The 16,604-nt window shown below is 68.4% G+C and carries 17 protein-coding genes; 13 read left to right on the top strand and 4 right to left on the bottom strand.

From position 1 onward, the window contains the following. The first annotated feature begins 1 nt into the window (after position 1). Positions 2-703 carry a PDDEXK nuclease domain-containing protein gene (locus FB464_RS16400; RefSeq protein ID WP_116416083.1) on the top strand — a complete coding sequence of 234 codons (702 nt, stop codon included), beginning with the start codon at positions 2-4 and terminating at the stop codon, positions 701-703. A gap of 32 nt (positions 704-735) precedes the next feature. Here FB464_RS16400 and FB464_RS16405 read toward each other — a convergent pair whose 3' ends face one another. Further along, a complete protein-coding gene (locus tag FB464_RS16405) occupies positions 736-1,326 on the bottom strand; it encodes a TetR/AcrR family transcriptional regulator (protein WP_170152001.1) in 591 nt (196 codons plus the stop codon). Between the two features lie 196 nt (positions 1,327-1,522). Between FB464_RS16405 and FB464_RS16410 the strand changes: the two genes are divergently transcribed. From FB464_RS16410 to FB464_RS16445, 8 genes are all read left to right on the top strand, one after another. Further along, the gene (locus FB464_RS16410) at positions 1,523-2,542 is read left to right on the top strand and encodes a hypothetical protein (RefSeq protein WP_116416081.1); all 1,020 of its coding nucleotides are present in this window, start codon (positions 1,523-1,525) and stop codon (positions 2,540-2,542) included. Between the two features lie 131 nt (positions 2,543-2,673). After that, on the top strand, positions 2,674-3,825 hold the full coding sequence (locus FB464_RS16415; RefSeq protein WP_116416080.1) for an ABC transporter substrate-binding protein: 1,152 nt from the start codon (positions 2,674-2,676) through the stop codon (positions 3,823-3,825). Then, a complete protein-coding gene (locus FB464_RS16420; protein ID WP_116416079.1) occupies positions 3,822-5,624 on the top strand; it encodes an ABC transporter permease in 1,803 nt (600 codons plus the stop codon). Before FB464_RS16415 ends, FB464_RS16420 begins: the two co-directional genes overlap by 4 nt. Beyond that, positions 5,621-6,478, top strand: a complete 858-nt coding sequence (locus tag FB464_RS16425; protein WP_116416078.1) for an ABC transporter ATP-binding protein — start codon at positions 5,621-5,623, stop codon at positions 6,476-6,478. Before FB464_RS16420 ends, FB464_RS16425 begins: the two co-directional genes overlap by 4 nt. After that, positions 6,475-7,200 carry an ABC transporter ATP-binding protein gene (locus FB464_RS16430; RefSeq protein WP_116416077.1) on the top strand — a complete coding sequence of 242 codons (726 nt, stop codon included), beginning with the start codon at positions 6,475-6,477 and terminating at the stop codon, positions 7,198-7,200. Before FB464_RS16425 ends, FB464_RS16430 begins: the two co-directional genes overlap by 4 nt. Continuing rightward, complete coding sequence (locus FB464_RS16435) at positions 7,197-8,201, top strand: putative FMN-dependent luciferase-like monooxygenase (protein WP_116416076.1); 1,005 nt, start codon at positions 7,197-7,199, stop codon at positions 8,199-8,201. The genes FB464_RS16430 and FB464_RS16435 overlap by 4 nt, the downstream gene beginning before the upstream one ends. Before the next feature lie 20 nt (positions 8,202-8,221). Continuing rightward, positions 8,222-8,827, top strand: coding sequence for a CMD domain protein (locus tag FB464_RS16440; protein WP_116416075.1), 606 nt, complete (start codon positions 8,222-8,224; stop codon positions 8,825-8,827). After that, positions 8,824-9,426 carry an alkylhydroperoxidase domain protein gene (locus FB464_RS16445; RefSeq protein WP_116416074.1) on the top strand — a complete coding sequence of 201 codons (603 nt, stop codon included), beginning with the start codon at positions 8,824-8,826 and terminating at the stop codon, positions 9,424-9,426. Before FB464_RS16440 ends, FB464_RS16445 begins: the two co-directional genes overlap by 4 nt. Here the strand turns inward: FB464_RS16445 and FB464_RS16450 are convergent. The 3 genes from FB464_RS16450 to FB464_RS16460 all read right to left on the bottom strand — a co-directional run bounded on the left by FB464_RS16450 (position 9,389) and on the right by FB464_RS16460 (position 12,962). Beyond that, entirely contained in the window at positions 9,389-10,378 is a 990-nt protein-coding gene (locus FB464_RS16450; RefSeq protein WP_116416073.1) for an LLM class flavin-dependent oxidoreductase, read from the bottom strand. The two genes, FB464_RS16445 and FB464_RS16450, sit on opposite strands and share 38 nt — an antisense overlap. Positions 10,379-10,401: 23 nt before the next feature. Next, positions 10,402-11,934 carry an APC family permease gene (locus FB464_RS16455; RefSeq protein ID WP_116416072.1) on the bottom strand — a complete coding sequence of 511 codons (1,533 nt, stop codon included), beginning with the start codon at positions 11,932-11,934 and terminating at the stop codon, positions 10,402-10,404. Positions 11,935-12,056: 122 nt separating this feature from the next. Then, positions 12,057-12,962, bottom strand: a complete 906-nt coding sequence (locus FB464_RS16460) for a LysR family transcriptional regulator (RefSeq protein ID WP_116416071.1) — start codon at positions 12,960-12,962, stop codon at positions 12,057-12,059. A gap of 126 nt (positions 12,963-13,088) precedes the next feature. On the opposite strand from FB464_RS16460, the gene FB464_RS16465 reads away from it, so the two are divergent. The 4 genes from FB464_RS16465 to FB464_RS16480 are packed head-to-tail and all read left to right on the top strand — an operon-like array spanning position 13,089 to position 16,595. Further along, complete coding sequence (locus tag FB464_RS16465; protein ID WP_116416070.1) at positions 13,089-13,586, top strand: YjbQ family protein; 498 nt, start codon at positions 13,089-13,091, stop codon at positions 13,584-13,586. Between the two features lie 2 nt (positions 13,587-13,588). Beyond that, positions 13,589-15,067, top strand: a complete 1,479-nt coding sequence (locus tag FB464_RS16470) for an FGGY-family carbohydrate kinase (RefSeq protein WP_246093203.1) — start codon at positions 13,589-13,591, stop codon at positions 15,065-15,067. Beyond that, entirely contained in the window at positions 15,064-15,873 is an 810-nt protein-coding gene (locus FB464_RS16475; RefSeq protein WP_116416068.1) for a sugar phosphate isomerase/epimerase family protein, read from the top strand. The genes FB464_RS16470 and FB464_RS16475 overlap by 4 nt, the downstream gene beginning before the upstream one ends. Continuing rightward, on the top strand, positions 15,870-16,595 hold the full coding sequence (locus FB464_RS16480; protein ID WP_116416067.1) for a triose-phosphate isomerase: 726 nt from the start codon (positions 15,870-15,872) through the stop codon (positions 16,593-16,595). The genes FB464_RS16475 and FB464_RS16480 overlap by 4 nt, the downstream gene beginning before the upstream one ends. The last annotated feature ends 9 nt before the right edge of the window (positions 16,596-16,604 follow it).

Genomic DNA, 16,604 nt, shown 5'->3' on the forward strand with positions numbered 1-16,604 from the left:
CCTGCGGCTTCGTGACGGGTGGGGCAGCGGTGTGATTGCCCGCCTCGCGGTGGATCTGCGGGCTGAATTCCCGCAGATGACGGGACTTTCGCGAAGCAACCTCCACTACATGCGCGGCTTGGCGGCGGCGTGGCCGGAGCGGTCCGCAATTGTCCAACAGCCTGTTGGACAATTGCCGTGGGGTCATATCACCGTCCTGTTGGACAGGTTCGAGCAACAACCCGCCCGGGACTGGTACGCCGCCGAGGCCGTTGCGCACGGTTGGTCCCGCAACGTTCTGCTCAACCAGATCAAGAACCGCACGCTGGAGCGCTCGGGGGCCGCTCCGAGCAATTTCGAGGCCAAGCTCCCGCATCCCGACTCTGAGCTCGCCCAGCAGATCGCCAAGGATCCCTACGTCTTCGACTTCCTCGGGCTCGGTGAGGAGGTGGCCGAACGGCAGCTTGAGAGGGCGTTGACCGACCGGATGGAGGAGACCCTCCGTGAGTTGGGGCAGGGCTTTGCCTTCGTCGGCAGGCAGGTGCACTTCGATGTCGGCGGTGACGACTTCCTGATCTGCGGCAGCCGCAACGACCACACGGTCCGATACTCGCTCGGCCGGTCGGACTCGCCGATGGCCGTCGCGACCTACGCCTACGAGTCGTTGCCACCCGCTGAGCAAGCGGCTCTTCCAGACGCCGACGTTCTCGTCTGGGCGCTCTGATCTGGGTGGGGGCTGGGGGGGTGGAGTGCGGGTCAGTGCGGGAGCACGCGGTGCACCGAGGCGATGTAGGCGTCGGCGTCGAAGGCCGGGAAGACCGCCGACTGCACGATGTAGCCCTGGGCGAGGCCGATCGCCGCGGGCATCAGGGCCGCCGTCCATTCGCGCGCCGCGTCCTCGGCGAGTGATTCGTGCTCGACGGCCCAGCGCATGAAGTAGTGGTCGTAGGCCTCCCGAATGTCGCCGAAGACCGTCCAGAGCAGTTCGCGCACGCCGTCTTCGACCATCGCCTGGGCCCACACCTGAAGCAGCAGTGGCGGTTTCGCGACGTCGCCGGACAGTCCGGTCATCATGCGCGAGACCACGTCGGCTGGGGAGGGGGCCGCGTCGCCGGAGAGTTCGCGGAGGTCGGCGACTCGGTGGCCGATCACCTCGCGCGCGGCCGCCATCATGATGTCGTGTTTGCCCTCGAAGTGACCGTAGATCGCGCCGGCCGAGAGCCCGGACTCCGCAATGATGTCGGTCATGGATGTCGCGGCGAAACCCCGTGCCTGGAAGCAGCGCAGCGCCGCGGCCGTGATCTCGTCACGCCGGGCCTCACGGTATTCGGCGGTCACCTTGGGCATCGTCACCTCATTCGAAGAAAAAGAATGTTCGTTCTTGACGCCGAGTCTAGGCGCAGACATCATATAAAGAAAGAACGTTCTTTTTTGAAAGGCTCATGATGACTGACAACACCCTCACGACCACACCGCCCACCCCCACGCCGTGGCGTCGCATCGTCGGCGTCGGAGTGGCGCTCGCAGTGGTGTCGGAATCATCGTGCTCGCCTTCTCGTGGCCGTCCGTCACGTCGTCGGTCAAGAACCTGCCGCTCGCTGTGGCGGGCCCCGAGTCTGCGGTGAGCCAGGTGGAGTCGGCGCTCTCAACTGCGTCCCCCGGCACCTTCGCTTTCGTCGGTGCCGACGACCGGGCCGGTGCCGTGTCGAAGATCGAGTCCCGCGAGGTCTACGGGGCGATCGTGCTCGACTCAGCGCCGGAGGTTCTCACGTCGTCGGCGGCGAGCCCGGTGGTGAGCCAGTTGCTCACGGGGCTGGCGCCGAAGCTCCAGGCGCAGCTCAGCGCCGCGGCGACCGCAGCCGGTGGGTCGGCCGTGACCGTCGCTGTCACCGATGTGGTGCCGCTCGCCGCATCCGACCCCCGCGGTTCGGGTCTGACGGCCGCGGCGTTCCCGCTGACGCTGGGCGGGATGCTCGGCGGGATCCTCGCGACGATTCTGATCGTCGGCGCGTGGCGGAGGGTGGTCGCGATCACCGTCTACGTGGTGGTGGCGGGGGTCGCGCTCGAGGGGATCCTCGGCGGCTGGTTCGGTGCGCTGCAGGGCGACTTCTTCGTGAACGCGGGTGCGATCGCGCTCACGCTGCTGGCCGTCAGTGCCACGATCGTCGGCGTCGCCTCGCTCGTCGGCCGGGCGGGGATCGCGGTGGGGCCGGTGCTCTTCCTGCTCATCGCGAACCCGATCTCGTCGGCGACGCAGCCGCTGGAGTTCCTGCCGCAGCCGTGGGGCGCCGTGGGCCAGTGGTTCCCGCGGGGGGCGGGTTCGACGCTGCTGCGCGACCTGTCGTACTTCCCGAGCGCGAACCTGCTGTTCCCCTGGCTCGTGGTCGCCAGCTGGGCGGCGCTCGGCATCGTGCTGGCGTTGGCGGGCCACTTCCGGGAGGGCGTCCGCGCCCGGTTCACCAACGAAGTGCTGCCGGAGCACGCCGTTCACGGGGCGCACGCCGCCACGCCCGCGCACCCGGCGCACACCGCCACGCCCACTCACCCGGCCCACGCCGCCTGACCCGCCCCCGGGGCGGGGCTTTGTAACGGCGTATTACGGGGCGGCGGCGGCCGGTGCCAGCGGGCTTCTAGCATGGCGAAAGTACATGCAGGGCAATCACCCGCTCACCCTCCTCCCCGAAAGGCCTCGTCATGAAGAAGATCCTCCGACGCGCAGCCGTGACCTCCGTCGCCACCCTCGCCATCCTGGGTCTCGCCGCCTGCAGCACCGCGGAGAACTCGTCCGCCGGTTCCGCTGACGGAACGGTCTACTTCGGGGTCTCCGCGGCGCAGACCGGCCAGTACGCGCAGTACGGCCAGCAGTTCAAGGAGGCCTTCGACCTCGCGGTCGACGAGGTGAACGCGAACGGCGGGATCAACGGCCAGAAGGTCGCCCTGAAGTACGAGGACTCGCAGTCCGACCCGAAGCAGTCGGTCGCGGTGGCGCAGAAGTTCGTCGGCGACAGCGACATCAGCCTGGTGTTCGGGGACTACTCCTCCGCGGCATCCATTCCGGCCTCGCCGATCTACACGCAGGGCAAACTGCTGCAGTACGGCTTCAACAACTCGAACCCCGACTTCACCGCCAAGGGTTCCGACTACCAGTGGTCGACCTCGATCACCACGACGGCGAGCTACGTCTGGACGGCCGACTACATCAAGAAGCAGGGCGTCAACACGGTCGGCCTGACCTACCTGAACACGGCCGACTGGGGCATCCCGGCCTACAACGCGTTCAAGGACGAGGCCGACAAGATCGGCCTGAAGATCGTCGACGCCGAAGGTGTGCTCGACACCTCCGACGACTACCGGCCCTCGCTCAGCAAGGCCGTCGCCGACTCTCCCGACGCCTTCGTGCACATCGGCTACGGACCCGATGCCGCGAAGATCGTCACCCAGCTCCGTGCGATCGGCTACGACAAGACGTTCTACGGCGGGCAGGACGAGCAGTCGTTCGACGGCACGCCCGATGCTGCAGGATCCGTCATCGGCGCCCAGTTCATCGAGACGAATCCCGACCCCGCGGTCGCGAAGTTCGTCGCGGCGTTCAAGGCCAAGTACCCGAACGAGACCGCGGTGACGAGCTTCGAGGCCGGTGCCTATGACGCCCTCTACGTGGCGGTGGCCGCTGCGAAGGCCGGCGGCGCCACGCGCGACGGCATCCTGAAGGGCTTCCAGGAGCTGAAGGACGTGCCGAGCGTCGTCTACGGAACGATCAGCCTCGACCCGACCACGCGCCGGGTGCAGTCGCCGCAGCTCACCCCGACCATCCTCACCGACGGCAAGTGGGTCGCCGAGAGTTGATCGACACCCTGATCGCAGGACTGCTCCGGGGGAACGTCTACGCCCTCGGAGCGGTCGGCATCTCGCTGGTCTTCGGCGTGATGAACGTCGTCAACTTCGCCCAGTTCTCGTTCTTCGGCCTGGGCGCCATACTGGCATGGTTCTTCGTGGCCGAACTCGGGCTGCCGTTCTGGATCGCGCTGCCGCTTGTTCTCGTCATCTGCGCGGGGCTCGGGCTCGTGATCAACATCTCCGTGGTGCGCCCGCTCGCGAAGTACCTGCCGCTCGCGGCGATGCTCTCGACCTACGCCGTCTCGCAGATCCTCGACAACGTGTCGCAGATCGCGTTCACCGCCCAGTTCCAGGTGTTCCCGAAGGTGCTGCCCACGTCGAACCTGCAGATCGGCAACATGCGGTTCGGCACGTCTGACGTGGTGATGCTCGGCACGACCGCGGTCATCATGGTCGGCATCTCGCTGTTCCTGAAGTACGGCAAGCTCGGCCGCGCCATCCGTGCCACCTCCCAGGACCAGGAGGCGGCCCTGCAGATGGGCATCCCCGTCGGGCTGGTGCAGAACGTCTCGTTCGTCATCGCCTCGGCGCTCGGCGGCCTCGCGGGCGTGTTCATCGCGCTCTACGTGGGGGTCGCGAACCCCGGTTCGGGGCTGAACATCGGCCTCACAGCCTTCGTGGCAGCGACCCTCGGCGGCCTCGGCTCGCTCGTCGGGGCTGTCGTGGGCGGCTTCGTGCTGGGCATCCTCGAAGCCTTCGGCATCCACTTCTTCGGCGACACCGCGCGCCAGATCATCGTCTTCGTGGTTCTGATCGTGGTGCTCATCGTGCGGCCCGGCGGTCTGTTCGGCAAGGTGCCGCTGCTCTCGGCGGAACCGTTGACGGGCACGTTCCTCGGAAAGGGGAGACCGCTGCGCATCCCGCGCTGGGTCTGGCCGGCCGCGTTCGTCGTGCTCGGAGTGCTGGTTCCCGTGTTCGCGAACAACTACATCCTCACCACGGGCACGCAGGTACTGATCTACGCGATCATCGCCGCCGGGTTCACGGTCACGGCGGGCCAGGCGGGCGTACTCGCCCTCGGACAGGCCGGCCCGATCGCCATCGGCGCCTACATGTCGGCGGTGCTGACGCTCTACCTGCACTTCCCGTTCTGGGTGGCGTTGCCGCTCGCCGGGCTCGTGTCGGCGATCGTCGCCTCGATCCTCGCCTCGCCCATCTGGGGCGTGAAGGGGCACTACATCTCGATTGCGACGCTCGGCCTGGGGATCGCGATCGTCGCGGTGATCCAGCTGGTCTTCCCGCAGGGCATCTACAACATCCCGGTGCCCGAGTTCTTCGGCACCCCGCTCTCGACCCCGCTGGCGTACTACCTGATCGACTTCGTGGTGCTCGTCATCACGCTGGTCATCATGTGGCGCATCCGCGGCTCGCACCTCGGCAAGGTGATCTCGAGCGTCGGGGCGGATGAGGTCGCGGCCCTGGCGTCGGGCGTGCGGGGGCGCAACTACAAGGCGCTCGCGTTCGCGATCTCGGCATTCTTCGCGGGTATCGGCGGGTCGCTGCTCGCGCACCAGTACACCTACATCGATCCGACGATCTTCACGATGATGATGTCGCTGCTGGTGGTGACCATCGTGATCCTCGGTGGCATCAACCTGCCCTACGGCGCGGTCGTCGGGTCGATCATCCTGATCGGTGCGATGGAGCTGCTGCGGTTCACGCCGGAACTCCGGATCATCGTCTACGGCCTGGTACTGATCCTCGTGGTGAGGTTCCGTCCCGGGGGAATCCTGGTGAGGAAGTCATGAGCGATCAGCTGCTGCAGGTCGACGGTCTCGAGCGGCACTTCGACGGGTTGAAGGCGGTGGACGGCATCTCGTTCAGCGTCGCGCCGGGCGAGGTCGTGTCGATCATCGGCCCGAACGGCTCGGGCAAGACCACCACGCTGAACCTGGTGAGCGGCGCGATCCGCCCGCACGGCGGATCCATCACCCTCGCGGGCGCGCGCATCGACAGGGCCGACAGTGCGCGCATCGCCGAGCACGGCATTGCGCGCACCTTCCAGAACGGGCGTGTCTTCGCGACCCTCTCGGTGGCCGACAACATCGAGGTGGGGATGCACTCGACACTGACGGCCAGCCGGCCGTTCCGCGGGCTGTCGAACCTGTTCCTGCTGCGCTGGATCCCGCTGCTCGGCGAACTGTTCATCGCGATCGTCGGCACTCCCGCCTCACGGCGCGAGGGGCGGATGATCGCCGACGGTGTCGATGCGGAGATCCACCGGTTCGAGGCCCGCCTCGGGCCGCGGCGGCACGACCCCGCCTACTCCCTGAGCTACGCCAACCGCCGCCGCACCGAGATCGCGCGGGCGATGGCGCAGAAACCTAAGCTGCTGGTGCTCGACGAACCGACCGCGGGAATGAACCAGTCCGAGACATCCGAGGTGCTGCAGCAACTGCTCGACCTGAAGGCCGAGGGGCAGGCGATCCTGCTGGTGGAGCACAAGCTCGACCTCGTGATGCGGGTCTCCGACCGGGTGATCGTGATGGACGGCGGGCGGATCATCGCCGAGGGCGCGCCCGAGGTCGTGCGGCACGATCCCGCCGTGATCGAGGCCTACATCGGGCGCCGGCGCGAAGCGAAACGGGGTGGTGCAGCGTGAGCGCACTTCTGGAACTCGACGACGTGAATGTGTTCTACGGGCCGTTCCACGCGCTCCGCGGCAACAGTCTCACGGTGGGCGAGGGAGAGATCGTCTCGCTGCTCGGCGGCAACGCGAGCGGCAAGTCGACCACGATGAAGACGATCCTCGGTCTGATCAGGGTGAAGTCGGGCACGGTGCGGTTCGCGGGGGCCGACATCACGCACTCCTCCACGAGGCGCCGGATCGCGTCGGGTATCGCCTCGGTGCCGGAAGCGCGCCGGGTGTTCCCGCAGATGACGGTCGACGAGAACCTGCTCGCGGGGGCGTACACCCGCTCCGACCGCGCCGGCATCGCCGACGACCTCGAACGGATGCGCGAGCACTTCCCGCGGCTGGCCGAACGGCGCAAGCAGGAGGCCGGCACCCTCTCCGGCGGCGAACAGCAGATGCTCGCCTTCGCCCGCGCGCTGATGAGCCGCCCGAAGCTCATCTGCATGGACGAACCGACCATGGGGCTCTCGCCGAAACTCGTCGACCAGGTGCTCGACGAGATCGTGCGCATCAACACCGAACTCGGGGTGGCCGTGCTGTTCGTCGAGCAGCAGGCCGAGCTGGCCCTCTCGATCGCCTCGCGCGGCTACGTGCTGGCGACGGGCGCGATCGTGCTGGAGGGCACGGCGCGCGAGTTGCTCGACGATCCCCACATCCAGGAGGCCTACCTCGGAAAGGCGGCGTCATGACGTCCCCTCGTCTCGGCTATTTCACCCGGCTGCTCGGCGACGCACCGCCGCGGGAGCGCTATCGCAACGCCCTCGCGCAGTTCGTGCGCGCCGAGGAGCTCGGGTTCGACACGGGGTGGGTGGCGCAGCACCACTTCCACCGCGATGAGGGCGGCTTGCCGTCGCCGTTCGTCTTCCTCGCACAGGTGGCGGCCCGCACGTCTCGCATCACCCTGGCCACGGGCATCGTGACGCTGCCGCTCGAAGCACCGCTGCGGGTCGCCGAAGACGCTGCCGTGCTGTGGCTGCTCAGCGACGGCCGCTTCGAGCTCGGGATCGGGTCGGGGGGCACCGCGACATCCTTCCCGCCGTTCGGACTCGAGGTGGATGACCGGCCGGCCACCTACGTCGCCAACAAGCAGATCGTGCTGGGCGCGCTCCGCGGTGAGACGCTGACGACCGACGACGGTGCGCTCTACCCGCCCGCCCCCGGCCTCGCGGACACGCTCTGGGAGGCGACCTTCTCGGTGAGCGGCGCAGCACGGATCGGCGCCGAGGGGCACGGCCTGCTGCTGTCGCGCACCCAGCCGAGGCCCACGTTCACCGGTCGAGGCTCCGCGCCCGACCAGCTCGCCCTCGTCGAGGCGTACCGGGCGGCCCTGCCCACCGGGGTGGCACCGCGCATCATGGCGTCGCGCTCGGCGCTGGTCGTCGACACCGATGAGGATGCCCGGCGGTGGCGTGCGCAGGGCATCGACCACTCGCGGCCGATGCTCGCCGCGCAGGGTGTCCCGGTGCCTCCTGAGGTCGATGACGCATCGCTTGCGGCGTACCTCGACCTGCACGTCGGCACCGTGTCGCAGGTTCTGGCGTCACTCGGCAGCGACCCGATCCTGCCGCTCGCGACCGACATCGTCTTCCAGCCGCACCCCGTCGACCCGCCGCACGAGGTGGTTCTGCGCTCGCTCGAACTGCTCGCGCGGGAGGTCGCGCCGGCGCTCGGCTGGGTGCCCCAGAGCTGATGAACCCCCGAAAGGACACCATGGCCCCCTCCATCACCCACGTCACCGACGTCATCGACCACCTGATCGGCGCAGAGGAGGGCGACGCGCTCTTCGCGCTCCGCACCCAGCGTCCCGACGCGAAGCAGAACGCCCAGGCGAGCTTCGACGCCCTGTTCGCCTCCGACGACCTCTCGCAGGTCAGTCAACTCGAACGGCTCGCCGTCGCGTACTTCACGGTCGCGCTCTCGCAGAGCCCCACCGCCGGTTTCTACTGGGACCTGCTCGACGCCGAGTCGCCCGAGGTGCTCGGGGCGCTCGCGGCGGCGCTGCCGACCGCCGTCACCACCGGCCCGTACGGCGACTACCCCGAGGGGCCGCTGTCGGTCGAGAATGTCGCCGGGTTGCACTGGGCTCCGGATGCCGCACTCACGGCCGTCGTCGGGGAACGTCTCGGCGCCGCCCTCGCCCACACGCACCTGCTCGTGTACCGGCCGCGCGAATCGTCTCCGGATGCCCTGCAGGCGCTGCTTGACGCAGGCTGGTCGACCACCGGAGTCGTCACGCTCTCGCAGCTCGTCGCGTTTCTCAGCTTCCAGCTCCGCGTGGTCGCGGGCCTCACCGCCCTGAAAGGGGAACTCGCATGACCGACACCGTGATCCGGCACACGTTCGACGCGCCCAACGCCTTCACCCAGGCCGAGCTCGGCTGGGAGCCCTGGCTCGAACCGCTGCCGCTCGGCGAGCTCACCGAGCGGCACTACCTCGGCCTCGTCGACAAGCGCCGCGCCTCGAACCCGTACTTCCGGCTGCTCGTGCGGGACCCCGACATCCTCGGCGCCCGCACCCGCACCGACAACGACATCTTCTACAACGAGAAGGGCGGCCTGTCGCGCGCCCTGCGGGAACTGTCTGCGGCGAGTGCCTCACGCACGAACGGCTGCATCTTCTGCGCCTCGGTGCACTCGCGGTTCGCGGCCCACCACTCGAAGCGACCTGACGACGTGCAGCGCCTGCTCGACGACGGCACGTCCGCGCCGCAGGACGATCCGGCGTGGCGAGCGGTGATCGATGCCTCCGTCGCCCTGACGGTCACCCCCGGCGAATTCGGTGCGTCACAGGTGCGCGCGCTCCGCGAGGCGGGCCTCGACGACCTCGCGATCGCCGACGCCATCCACGGCGCCGCCTTCTTCAACTGGGCCAACCGGCTCATGCTGTCGCTGGGTGAGCCGACTCCGCCGCAGTAGCAAGCACCTGTGCGAGCGCGGTCACCGCAGCGAACGGATCCGGTCCGACCGGGATCATCACCGAGGAGGTCACCCCCGCTTCGTGGAGTTCCCGCAGGCGGTGGATGACCGTTGCGGGGCTTCCGGCGAGGGAGAGCTGTGCCACCCACTCGTCGGGGAGCCGCGCGGCGAACTCCGCACGGCTGCCCGCTTCCGCCCTGAGGCGGGCGAGGTCAGTCGCGAAGGCCAGCGGAGCGAGGTGCGGGGCCCAGTCGGGCTCGCCGATCCATTCGAGTCCCGGGCGGGCGGCGGCCCAGGCCTCGGCGTCCGTGTCCCTGACCACGGCCACGTTGTACGCGACGATGCGGTGCGGGGTCGGGCTGGCGATGCGGCCCAGGGCCTCGCGCACGTACTCCGGGGTGCTGGGCTCGGCGAGCACGGTCCCGTCCGCGATGCGCCCCGACGCCGCGAGCGACCGCGGCCCCCGCACCCCGAGCAGGATGTCCGGCACGACGGCGGGGAGGGCCGAAGCATCCAGTCCCACATCGTGGAGCTCGACGCGGCCGTCCGCCGTGACGCGCTCACCGTTCAGCAGCGATCTCAGGGCGCGCACGTGTTCCTCGAGGAGCTGCAGAGGGCGTGCCTGCCACGCACCGACCGAGGCGATCCAGGCCGGCATGCCGTGGCCGATCCCGACATCGACCCGGCCAGGGTACAGCTGCGCGAGGGTCGCGATCTCCATCGCCTCGAAGGCGACGTTGCGCACGGCTGCGGGCAGGATGCCGATGCCGACCCGGATCCGGTCGGTGCGGGCGAGAACGGAAGCGGCCTGGGCTATGCCTCCGCGGAACCCGAGATCTTCGACGACCCACAGTTCGTCGAACCCGAGCTCCTCGACCCGCGAGGCGAAGCGCAGAACGTCTGCTGCAGCGATGTCCCGGGGGAGCATGATGCCCTGGGCGAACCCGGTCATGCTCACCCTCCTCCCCGCCTCGGTCATCGCACCTCGACGGCTTCGTCGTCAGGGTGCTCCTGCGCATAGGCGGCGCCGGCGTGGCCGGTACGCACACGACGCCTCACGACAATGATGTACCAGAGCGCCGCGAGAACGAGGATCCCGCCGAACACGAATCCGTTTCCTGCGAACGCCGGCAGGAACAGGAGGGCCATCTCCACCGTCAGGAACACGATGAGAGCGACGACGAGCAGCGGGATCCGCGCTCGTCCGAGGTTGAACGTTCCCGGTTCCGGCTCGGGCACCCTGCCGCGCACCGACGCGATCAGCAGTCCGACGGTCTGCAACACGTAGGTGGTGAAGAAGGCGAGGGTGGCGATGCCGAGGAAGTAGTTGAACGCCTGCGGGCTCACCAGGGCAGAGAGCAGCATCAGCACGGAGACGACACCCAGCGTGATGACAGCAGTCGACGGGGTCTTGCGCTCGGGCGAGACGTGCCGGAGGGCCCGGGAGAAGGGCATCATGTTGTCCCGCGACATCGAGTAGAGCAGTCGGGTGCCCACCAGCACGTTGGCGAGCAGGCAGACGAGGATGTTCGTGAGGGCCACCGCGACGACGATCTTCGCGAACACCGGTCCGAGCTGCTGGGAGATGATCTCCTCGATCGGCGTGGACGACCCGGCGACGGCCGACGCGTCCTTGATGGCGAGCACGTAGACGAGGTACATCAGGAACTCGATCACACACGACGTTGCGAAGGCGTAGAACATGGTGCGCGGGATGACCCGCCGTGCGTTCTTCGTCTCTTCTGCCACATCGGCGACGGCCTCGACGCCCACGAGCCCGAAGAACGGCCCGAGAGAGGCGGCGAGCCAGGCGAGGATGTACGGCGTCGCCTCATCGGAGCTCTTGCCCTCGAAGAGCGACGAGAACGGCTGCGCGTTGTCGGGGACGAGAAAGACCACGACCGCGATCACCAGAGTGACGCCCACCGTGACGACGATCTCGAGCCCGACGCCGATGTTGTTGATGAAGGTCGCGAGGCGCACCCGGTAGGCGTTGATCGTCACGCAGACGAGAACGACGCCGATCGCGATGAAGATCTGCCCGGCCTGGGTGAGATCCCAGTCGAAGACGCTGCCGAGGTAGCCGGCGAAGATGTAGCCGAGGCTCGTCATGCCGCTGACCCAGCCGATCAGCGCGGCGAACCCGGTGAACCAGCCGAAGCCGGGTCCGTTGAGTCGGCTCGTCCACTGGTAGGCGTAGCCCGCCAGGGGAAGCTTCGCTGCGATGTCTGCGGCGATGAGTGTCCAGAGCAGAAAGACGGGTATCGCCAGGAACAGGGTCCAGATGAACGGGGATCCGGCGTTGAGGTATCCCGCCCCGAATCCGGTGAACACGGCCGTTGTCGCGCTGATGGTGGAGAAGCCGATGGCGAACGAGGCCACTCTGCCGACCGAACGGTCGAGCTTCTGGGTGTAACCGAACTCCGCCAGGCGAGCGTCTTCATCGCCTGCCACGAAGCCCGTCGATGATCTGCCGACGTGTTCGGAGGGAGGTACCGGATCAATCATGGGTGTTGCTCCTCGCTTCATGGTGACACGGCCCGGACGGTCCGCGTCTGTGAAGTGAAGTGAAGCGGGATCGGCCCCCGGCGGGAAGTCGACATTTCCTATCTATTCATAACCAGAACTGATCACTGTCCGGCATCAGGGCGCGGAGGCACGCGGTCGAGCATGTGCTGCACCAGCTTTCGGGCCGACGCCGACAATCGCTCCGGGTTCCAGGCCAGGGCTGTATAACTGATCGGCCGGTCGACGATCGGCACGAAGCGGATGCCCGGCCGCACGTACAGCCGCACCATCGACGACGTCGTGAAGCTCACCCCGATCCCGGTGGAGACCAACATCGTCTCGGCCTCGTAGGTCGCCGCCTCGGCGGCGATCACAGCGGGTCGGCCCTGCCGGGCATCCAGAGCCATCCAGTAGTCCCGCCAGATTCCGGCGGACGACGGCGCGACGACGATCGGTTCGTCGAGCAGTTCGGCGATGCGGAGTTCGGTCCGCTCCGCCAGTCGGTGAGTGCGCGGCAGGCAGGCGACCCAGGTCTCCTCGGCGACGACGGCCATCTCGAGCCCGAGCACGTCGACGGGAGGGCGGATCAGGGCCACATCCGAGGTGCCGGCCGCCAGTCCCGCGGTCGGATCGGAGAAGTTGTGCTCGATGGTCTCGACGGTGATGCCCGGGAGTTCCGCCTCCAGGCCCTCGATGAGCTGGAAGAGCAGGTCGGCTCCCGTGCCGATGAGGTAGCCGATCCGCACATGTCCGCGATCGACGAGGGTCGAGGCCGCATCGAGTGCCGCATCCACTCCGCGAAGGGCGGAGCGCACGGAGGGCAGCCACTCCGTGCCGAACCCTGTGAGGGTGACGGAGCGGGTGTCCCGGTCGAACAGCCGCGCCCCGATGAGCTGTTCGAGCTGGCGGATGGCCGCCGAGAGTGCGGGCTGCGAGATGTAGAGCGTCTCAGCGGCCCGGCGGTAGTTCAGTTCCCTGCTGAGGGCGTCGAAATACCGCAGGAGTTGCAGGGTGACGTTCTGGCTCATGAAAGGCCACCACCTCCGATTGATAGCTTCCGGTTATCGCATCATCGTACCTGTGAACTTCCGCCCTCCCACAGGTGCACGCCAAGCTGATCCGACATCCGCACCCGATGGAGAGCTGGAAACGACATGGTCACCCACCGCCGCACGATCACCCTCGAGACACCGGCCCGCCAGGAGTTCTTCGACGTCACCCCGCAGCTGCTGGAGTTCATCGCCTCGTCAGGTCTGACCGACGGCATCGCGATCGTCTACTCCCCGCACACCAGCTGCTGCGTGCTCATCCAGGAGGAATCCGAGGACACGACCTACTACGGCACCCAGCTGGTGCTGCAGGACACCCTGAACGTGCTCGCGAAGATCGCTCCGCCGACCCGGCACGAGGGCCAGTACCTGCACCCGGGCCCGATCCACATCCGGAACGCCGCCGAACTCCGCGGCGAGCTGCCCGAGTGGGGGCTGAACACCGACGGTCACATCCTGTCGTCGATCCTCGGGCGTTCGGAAGTCGTTCCCATCGCCGACGGCGCGGCCGTTCTCGGAGAGTTCGGCCGGGTCTACTTCGGCGATCTCGACGCGGTGCGGGCCCGCACGCGCTCGGTGCACGTCCAGCTCATCGGGGGTTGAGCGTGCTGGTCTATGCGGTGGATGTCGGCACGACCAACGTGAAGGTCGTGCTCTACGACGAAGTTCTCACGAGGTTGGCCGTCGCCTCCGCAGAGGCCCAGTACTCCCGTTCCGGCAACCGGGTCGAGTTCGATCCGGCCGGGCTCTTCGAGCTCGTGCTCGGCCTGATCGCCGAGTGTGCGGGCGCGGTGCACGGCACGGTGGGCCAGGATGCGGTCATCTCGCTCACCGGGCAGGCCGAGTCGCTCGTGCTGAACGATTCCGCCGGCTCGCCCGTGCGCCCGGCGATGTCGTGGCTCGACGACCGGGCCACCGCCGAAGCCGCGGAGCTCGGCGCGCACTTCGGCGACGACGAGGCCTTCGCCATCACCGGGGAGCCGTTCCCTTCAGCCACCTGGCCGGCGGCGAAACTGCGCTGGCTCCGCCGGCACGAACCCGAGACACTTGCGGCCACACACGAGGTGCTGATGGTCAAGGACGACCTGGTCAGACGCTTCACGGGCACCGCGGCCGGGGAGCTCACCACGCGCGGCTTCACCTACTTCTGGAACGTGCCGGCCGGTGAGTACTGGGATGACATGCTCGCCTTCTGCGGAGTGCCCGACGATTCCCTGCCGCAGGTCGTGCCGGCGGGCACCGATCTCGGCCCCGTCGCATCCGCTGTCGAAAGGCGCCTCCCGCCCGCCCGGAGCTACCGGCTGAATGCCGGTGCACTCGACCACTTCGCGGCCATGGTCGGCACGGGCTCGTACGCTCCGGGAGTCGTGAGCGAGTCGGCCGGCACCGTGCTGTCGCTGTCGATGCTCGACACCGAATGGTCTTTCGACACGGCGACGAAGGTCTCGTTCCATCCGTCGCTGGATGCCCGGGGAACGCTCCTCTTCAGCGGAGCGGACAGCGGGGGAGTCGCGCTGGAGTGGTACCGCCGCGAGGGATTGGACGGGATGACGTTCGCCGACCTCGAGAAGAGTCTCAGCGCGCGCACCGTCGCCACGGCAGAGGCCCCGATCTTCCTGCCCTATCTGACCGGCATCAACCCACCCGACTTCCACCCGAGTGCGCGAGGCGCCTTCCTCGGCCTCGAACTCGGCCACGACCGCATCGACCTGGCCTACGCCGTCGAAGAGGGAATCGCGCATCTCCTCCGCCGGAACGTCGACTATCTGGGGGGAAGCGTGCGCGAGATCGTCTCCACCGGCGGCGGAGCGGACTCGCCCTTCTGGAGCCAGCTGAAGGCAGACGTCTGCAACGTCGGTGTGCTCGTGCCCGACGAGCGGGAGGCCACCTGCCGGGGGGCGGCGGTGCTGGCGCTGGTGGCCGCCGGCGAACTCGCCAGCCTCAGCGACGCGGCTGCCCTCAGCCAGCCCGCGGTCTCGCGGTTCCGGCCATCCCCCTCACCCGAGCGCGAAGCGCGCTACCGCCTCTTCGACGACTACCTTCACCGCCTCTACCCGAGCGCTTCCGAAACGGAGAACCGATGATTACGCTGGCCTGCTCCTCACCCATGGTGCCGGGCTCGACCCTCACCGAGAAGGCCGAACTGCTGGGCCGCTGGGGCTACGGCGGGATCGCCGTCTTCCAGCCGCTGCAGGACTGGACCGAGGATGTTCGTGCCGAACTGGTCGCGCTCGAGGGCAGAACCGGTGTGCGCCCGGTCGAGTTCGTGCTGGTCGACGAGATCTACGGCAGAGCGATGTCGGCCGATCCTGACCTCCGGGCGCGCTGCCGCGCGATGTACCGCGAGGCGGCCGGAGTGTGCGCCGAGCTCGGTGCCGTCACGGAGATCGAGTACGAATACGGGCCGCAGGATCCGCTGCCGCTGTTCGAGCCGTTCCAGCAGCTCGACGACGAACAGAGGGCCGGGTTCATCTCCTTCTACCGGGAGTTACTCGACATCGTGCAGGGAACCGCGGGCCGGGTGCTGCTCGAGCCCTTGAACCGGTACGAGAGCCGGTACCTGAACCTCGCGGCAGACAACCTCGCGATCATCGATGCGGTCGCCCACCCGAACGCGGGCCTCCTGCCCGACACCTTCCACATGTCGATCGAGGAGGCGGACATCGCCGAAACGCTGCGCCGTGCCGGATTCAGGATCGCCCACGTGCATCTCGGCGACAACAACCGCCTGCTGCCCGGGCACGGCCGACTGGACTGGCCGGGCATCTTCGGGGCGCTGGCAGAGGTCGGCTACGACGGCTGGGTCAACCTCGAGTGCTCGACCGAAGGCGATCCCGCCCTCACCCTGCCGGCGAGCGCCGCCTTCCTCCGAACGCTGATCGACGCATGAGCGCCGTGCTGGCCGGGCCCTTCTTCGAGATCGGGCCGAAGAACCTGCTGCGGCGGGTGCAGATCGAGGCGCTGGCGCGAGCCGCGGGCCTGGCGGGTGCAGACTTCGGTGTGACCGTCGTGATCACCGTTCCCACGGCGCTCATCGCCCCCATCGCCGACCTCCGCACCGGCGTGCTCGTCTACGCGCAGGAGCTCGGAGCAGACCTCCCCGGGGACTCGTTCGGCACCGTGACGGCCGAGGCCCTCGTCGACGCCGGTGCCGACGGAGTCATGCTGAACCACGACAGGCACCCGCTCGACGACGCCGGCCTCCGGCAGGCCGTCAGCCGAACAGAGGGCACAGGCCTCGGCAGCATCGTCTGCGCCGGGTCGGAGGCCGACGCGCTGCGGTTCGCAGGGCTGGCGCCGGACGCCATCCTGTTCGAGCCGCCGGAGCTGATCGGCACGGCCGGAGCGGCTGGGGTGGCCCCGCGCGACTGGATCCCCCGCTCGAACCACGCCGTCAGGCAGGGCGCCTCCGGCGTGCTCATGATGCACGCCGGAGGCGTCACCTCACCCGCGGTCGTGCGTTCGATCATGGCCGCCGGCGCCGACGGCTCGGGATCGACCAGCGGCATCCTCGGTTCCGCCGATCCCCGGGCCGCCGCGCGGCTCTACATCGAAGCCGCGCGTGCCGGCTGGAACGACGCCCACGACACCCCTTCGCACCCCACCCATTAAGGAGCACAC

Origin of the sequence: Subtercola boreus (genome assembly GCF_006716115.1) — a bacterium.
In the GTDB taxonomy this organism is placed as follows: Bacteria; Actinomycetota; Actinomycetes; order Actinomycetales; family Microbacteriaceae; genus Subtercola; species Subtercola boreus.

Excerpts from the sequence above, each read along its gene's own strand:
- FB464_RS16405 (WP_170152001.1), bottom strand. The coding sequence starts at position 1,326 with ATGCCCAAGGTGACCGCCGAATACCGTGAGGCCCGGCGTGACGAGATC.
- FB464_RS16415 (WP_116416080.1), top strand. The coding sequence starts at position 2,674 with ATGAAGAAGATCCTCCGACGCGCAGCCGTGACCTCCGTCGCCACCCTC.
- FB464_RS16425 (WP_116416078.1), top strand. The coding sequence starts at position 5,621 with ATGAGCGATCAGCTGCTGCAGGTCGACGGTCTCGAGCGGCACTTCGAC.
- FB464_RS16435 (WP_116416076.1), top strand. The coding sequence starts at position 7,197 with ATGACGTCCCCTCGTCTCGGCTATTTCACCCGGCTGCTCGGCGACGCA.
- FB464_RS16440 (WP_116416075.1), top strand. The coding sequence starts at position 8,222 with ATGGCCCCCTCCATCACCCACGTCACCGACGTCATCGACCACCTGATC.
- FB464_RS16445 (WP_116416074.1), top strand. The coding sequence starts at position 8,824 with ATGACCGACACCGTGATCCGGCACACGTTCGACGCGCCCAACGCCTTC.
- FB464_RS16450 (WP_116416073.1), bottom strand. The coding sequence starts at position 10,378 with ATGACCGGGTTCGCCCAGGGCATCATGCTCCCCCGGGACATCGCTGCA.
- FB464_RS16455 (WP_116416072.1), bottom strand. The coding sequence starts at position 11,934 with ATGATTGATCCGGTACCTCCCTCCGAACACGTCGGCAGATCATCGACG.
- FB464_RS16460 (WP_116416071.1), bottom strand. The coding sequence starts at position 12,962 with ATGAGCCAGAACGTCACCCTGCAACTCCTGCGGTATTTCGACGCCCTC.
- FB464_RS16465 (WP_116416070.1), top strand. The coding sequence starts at position 13,089 with ATGGTCACCCACCGCCGCACGATCACCCTCGAGACACCGGCCCGCCAG.
- FB464_RS16475 (WP_116416068.1), top strand. The coding sequence starts at position 15,064 with ATGATTACGCTGGCCTGCTCCTCACCCATGGTGCCGGGCTCGACCCTC.
- FB464_RS16480 (WP_116416067.1), top strand. The coding sequence starts at position 15,870 with ATGAGCGCCGTGCTGGCCGGGCCCTTCTTCGAGATCGGGCCGAAGAAC.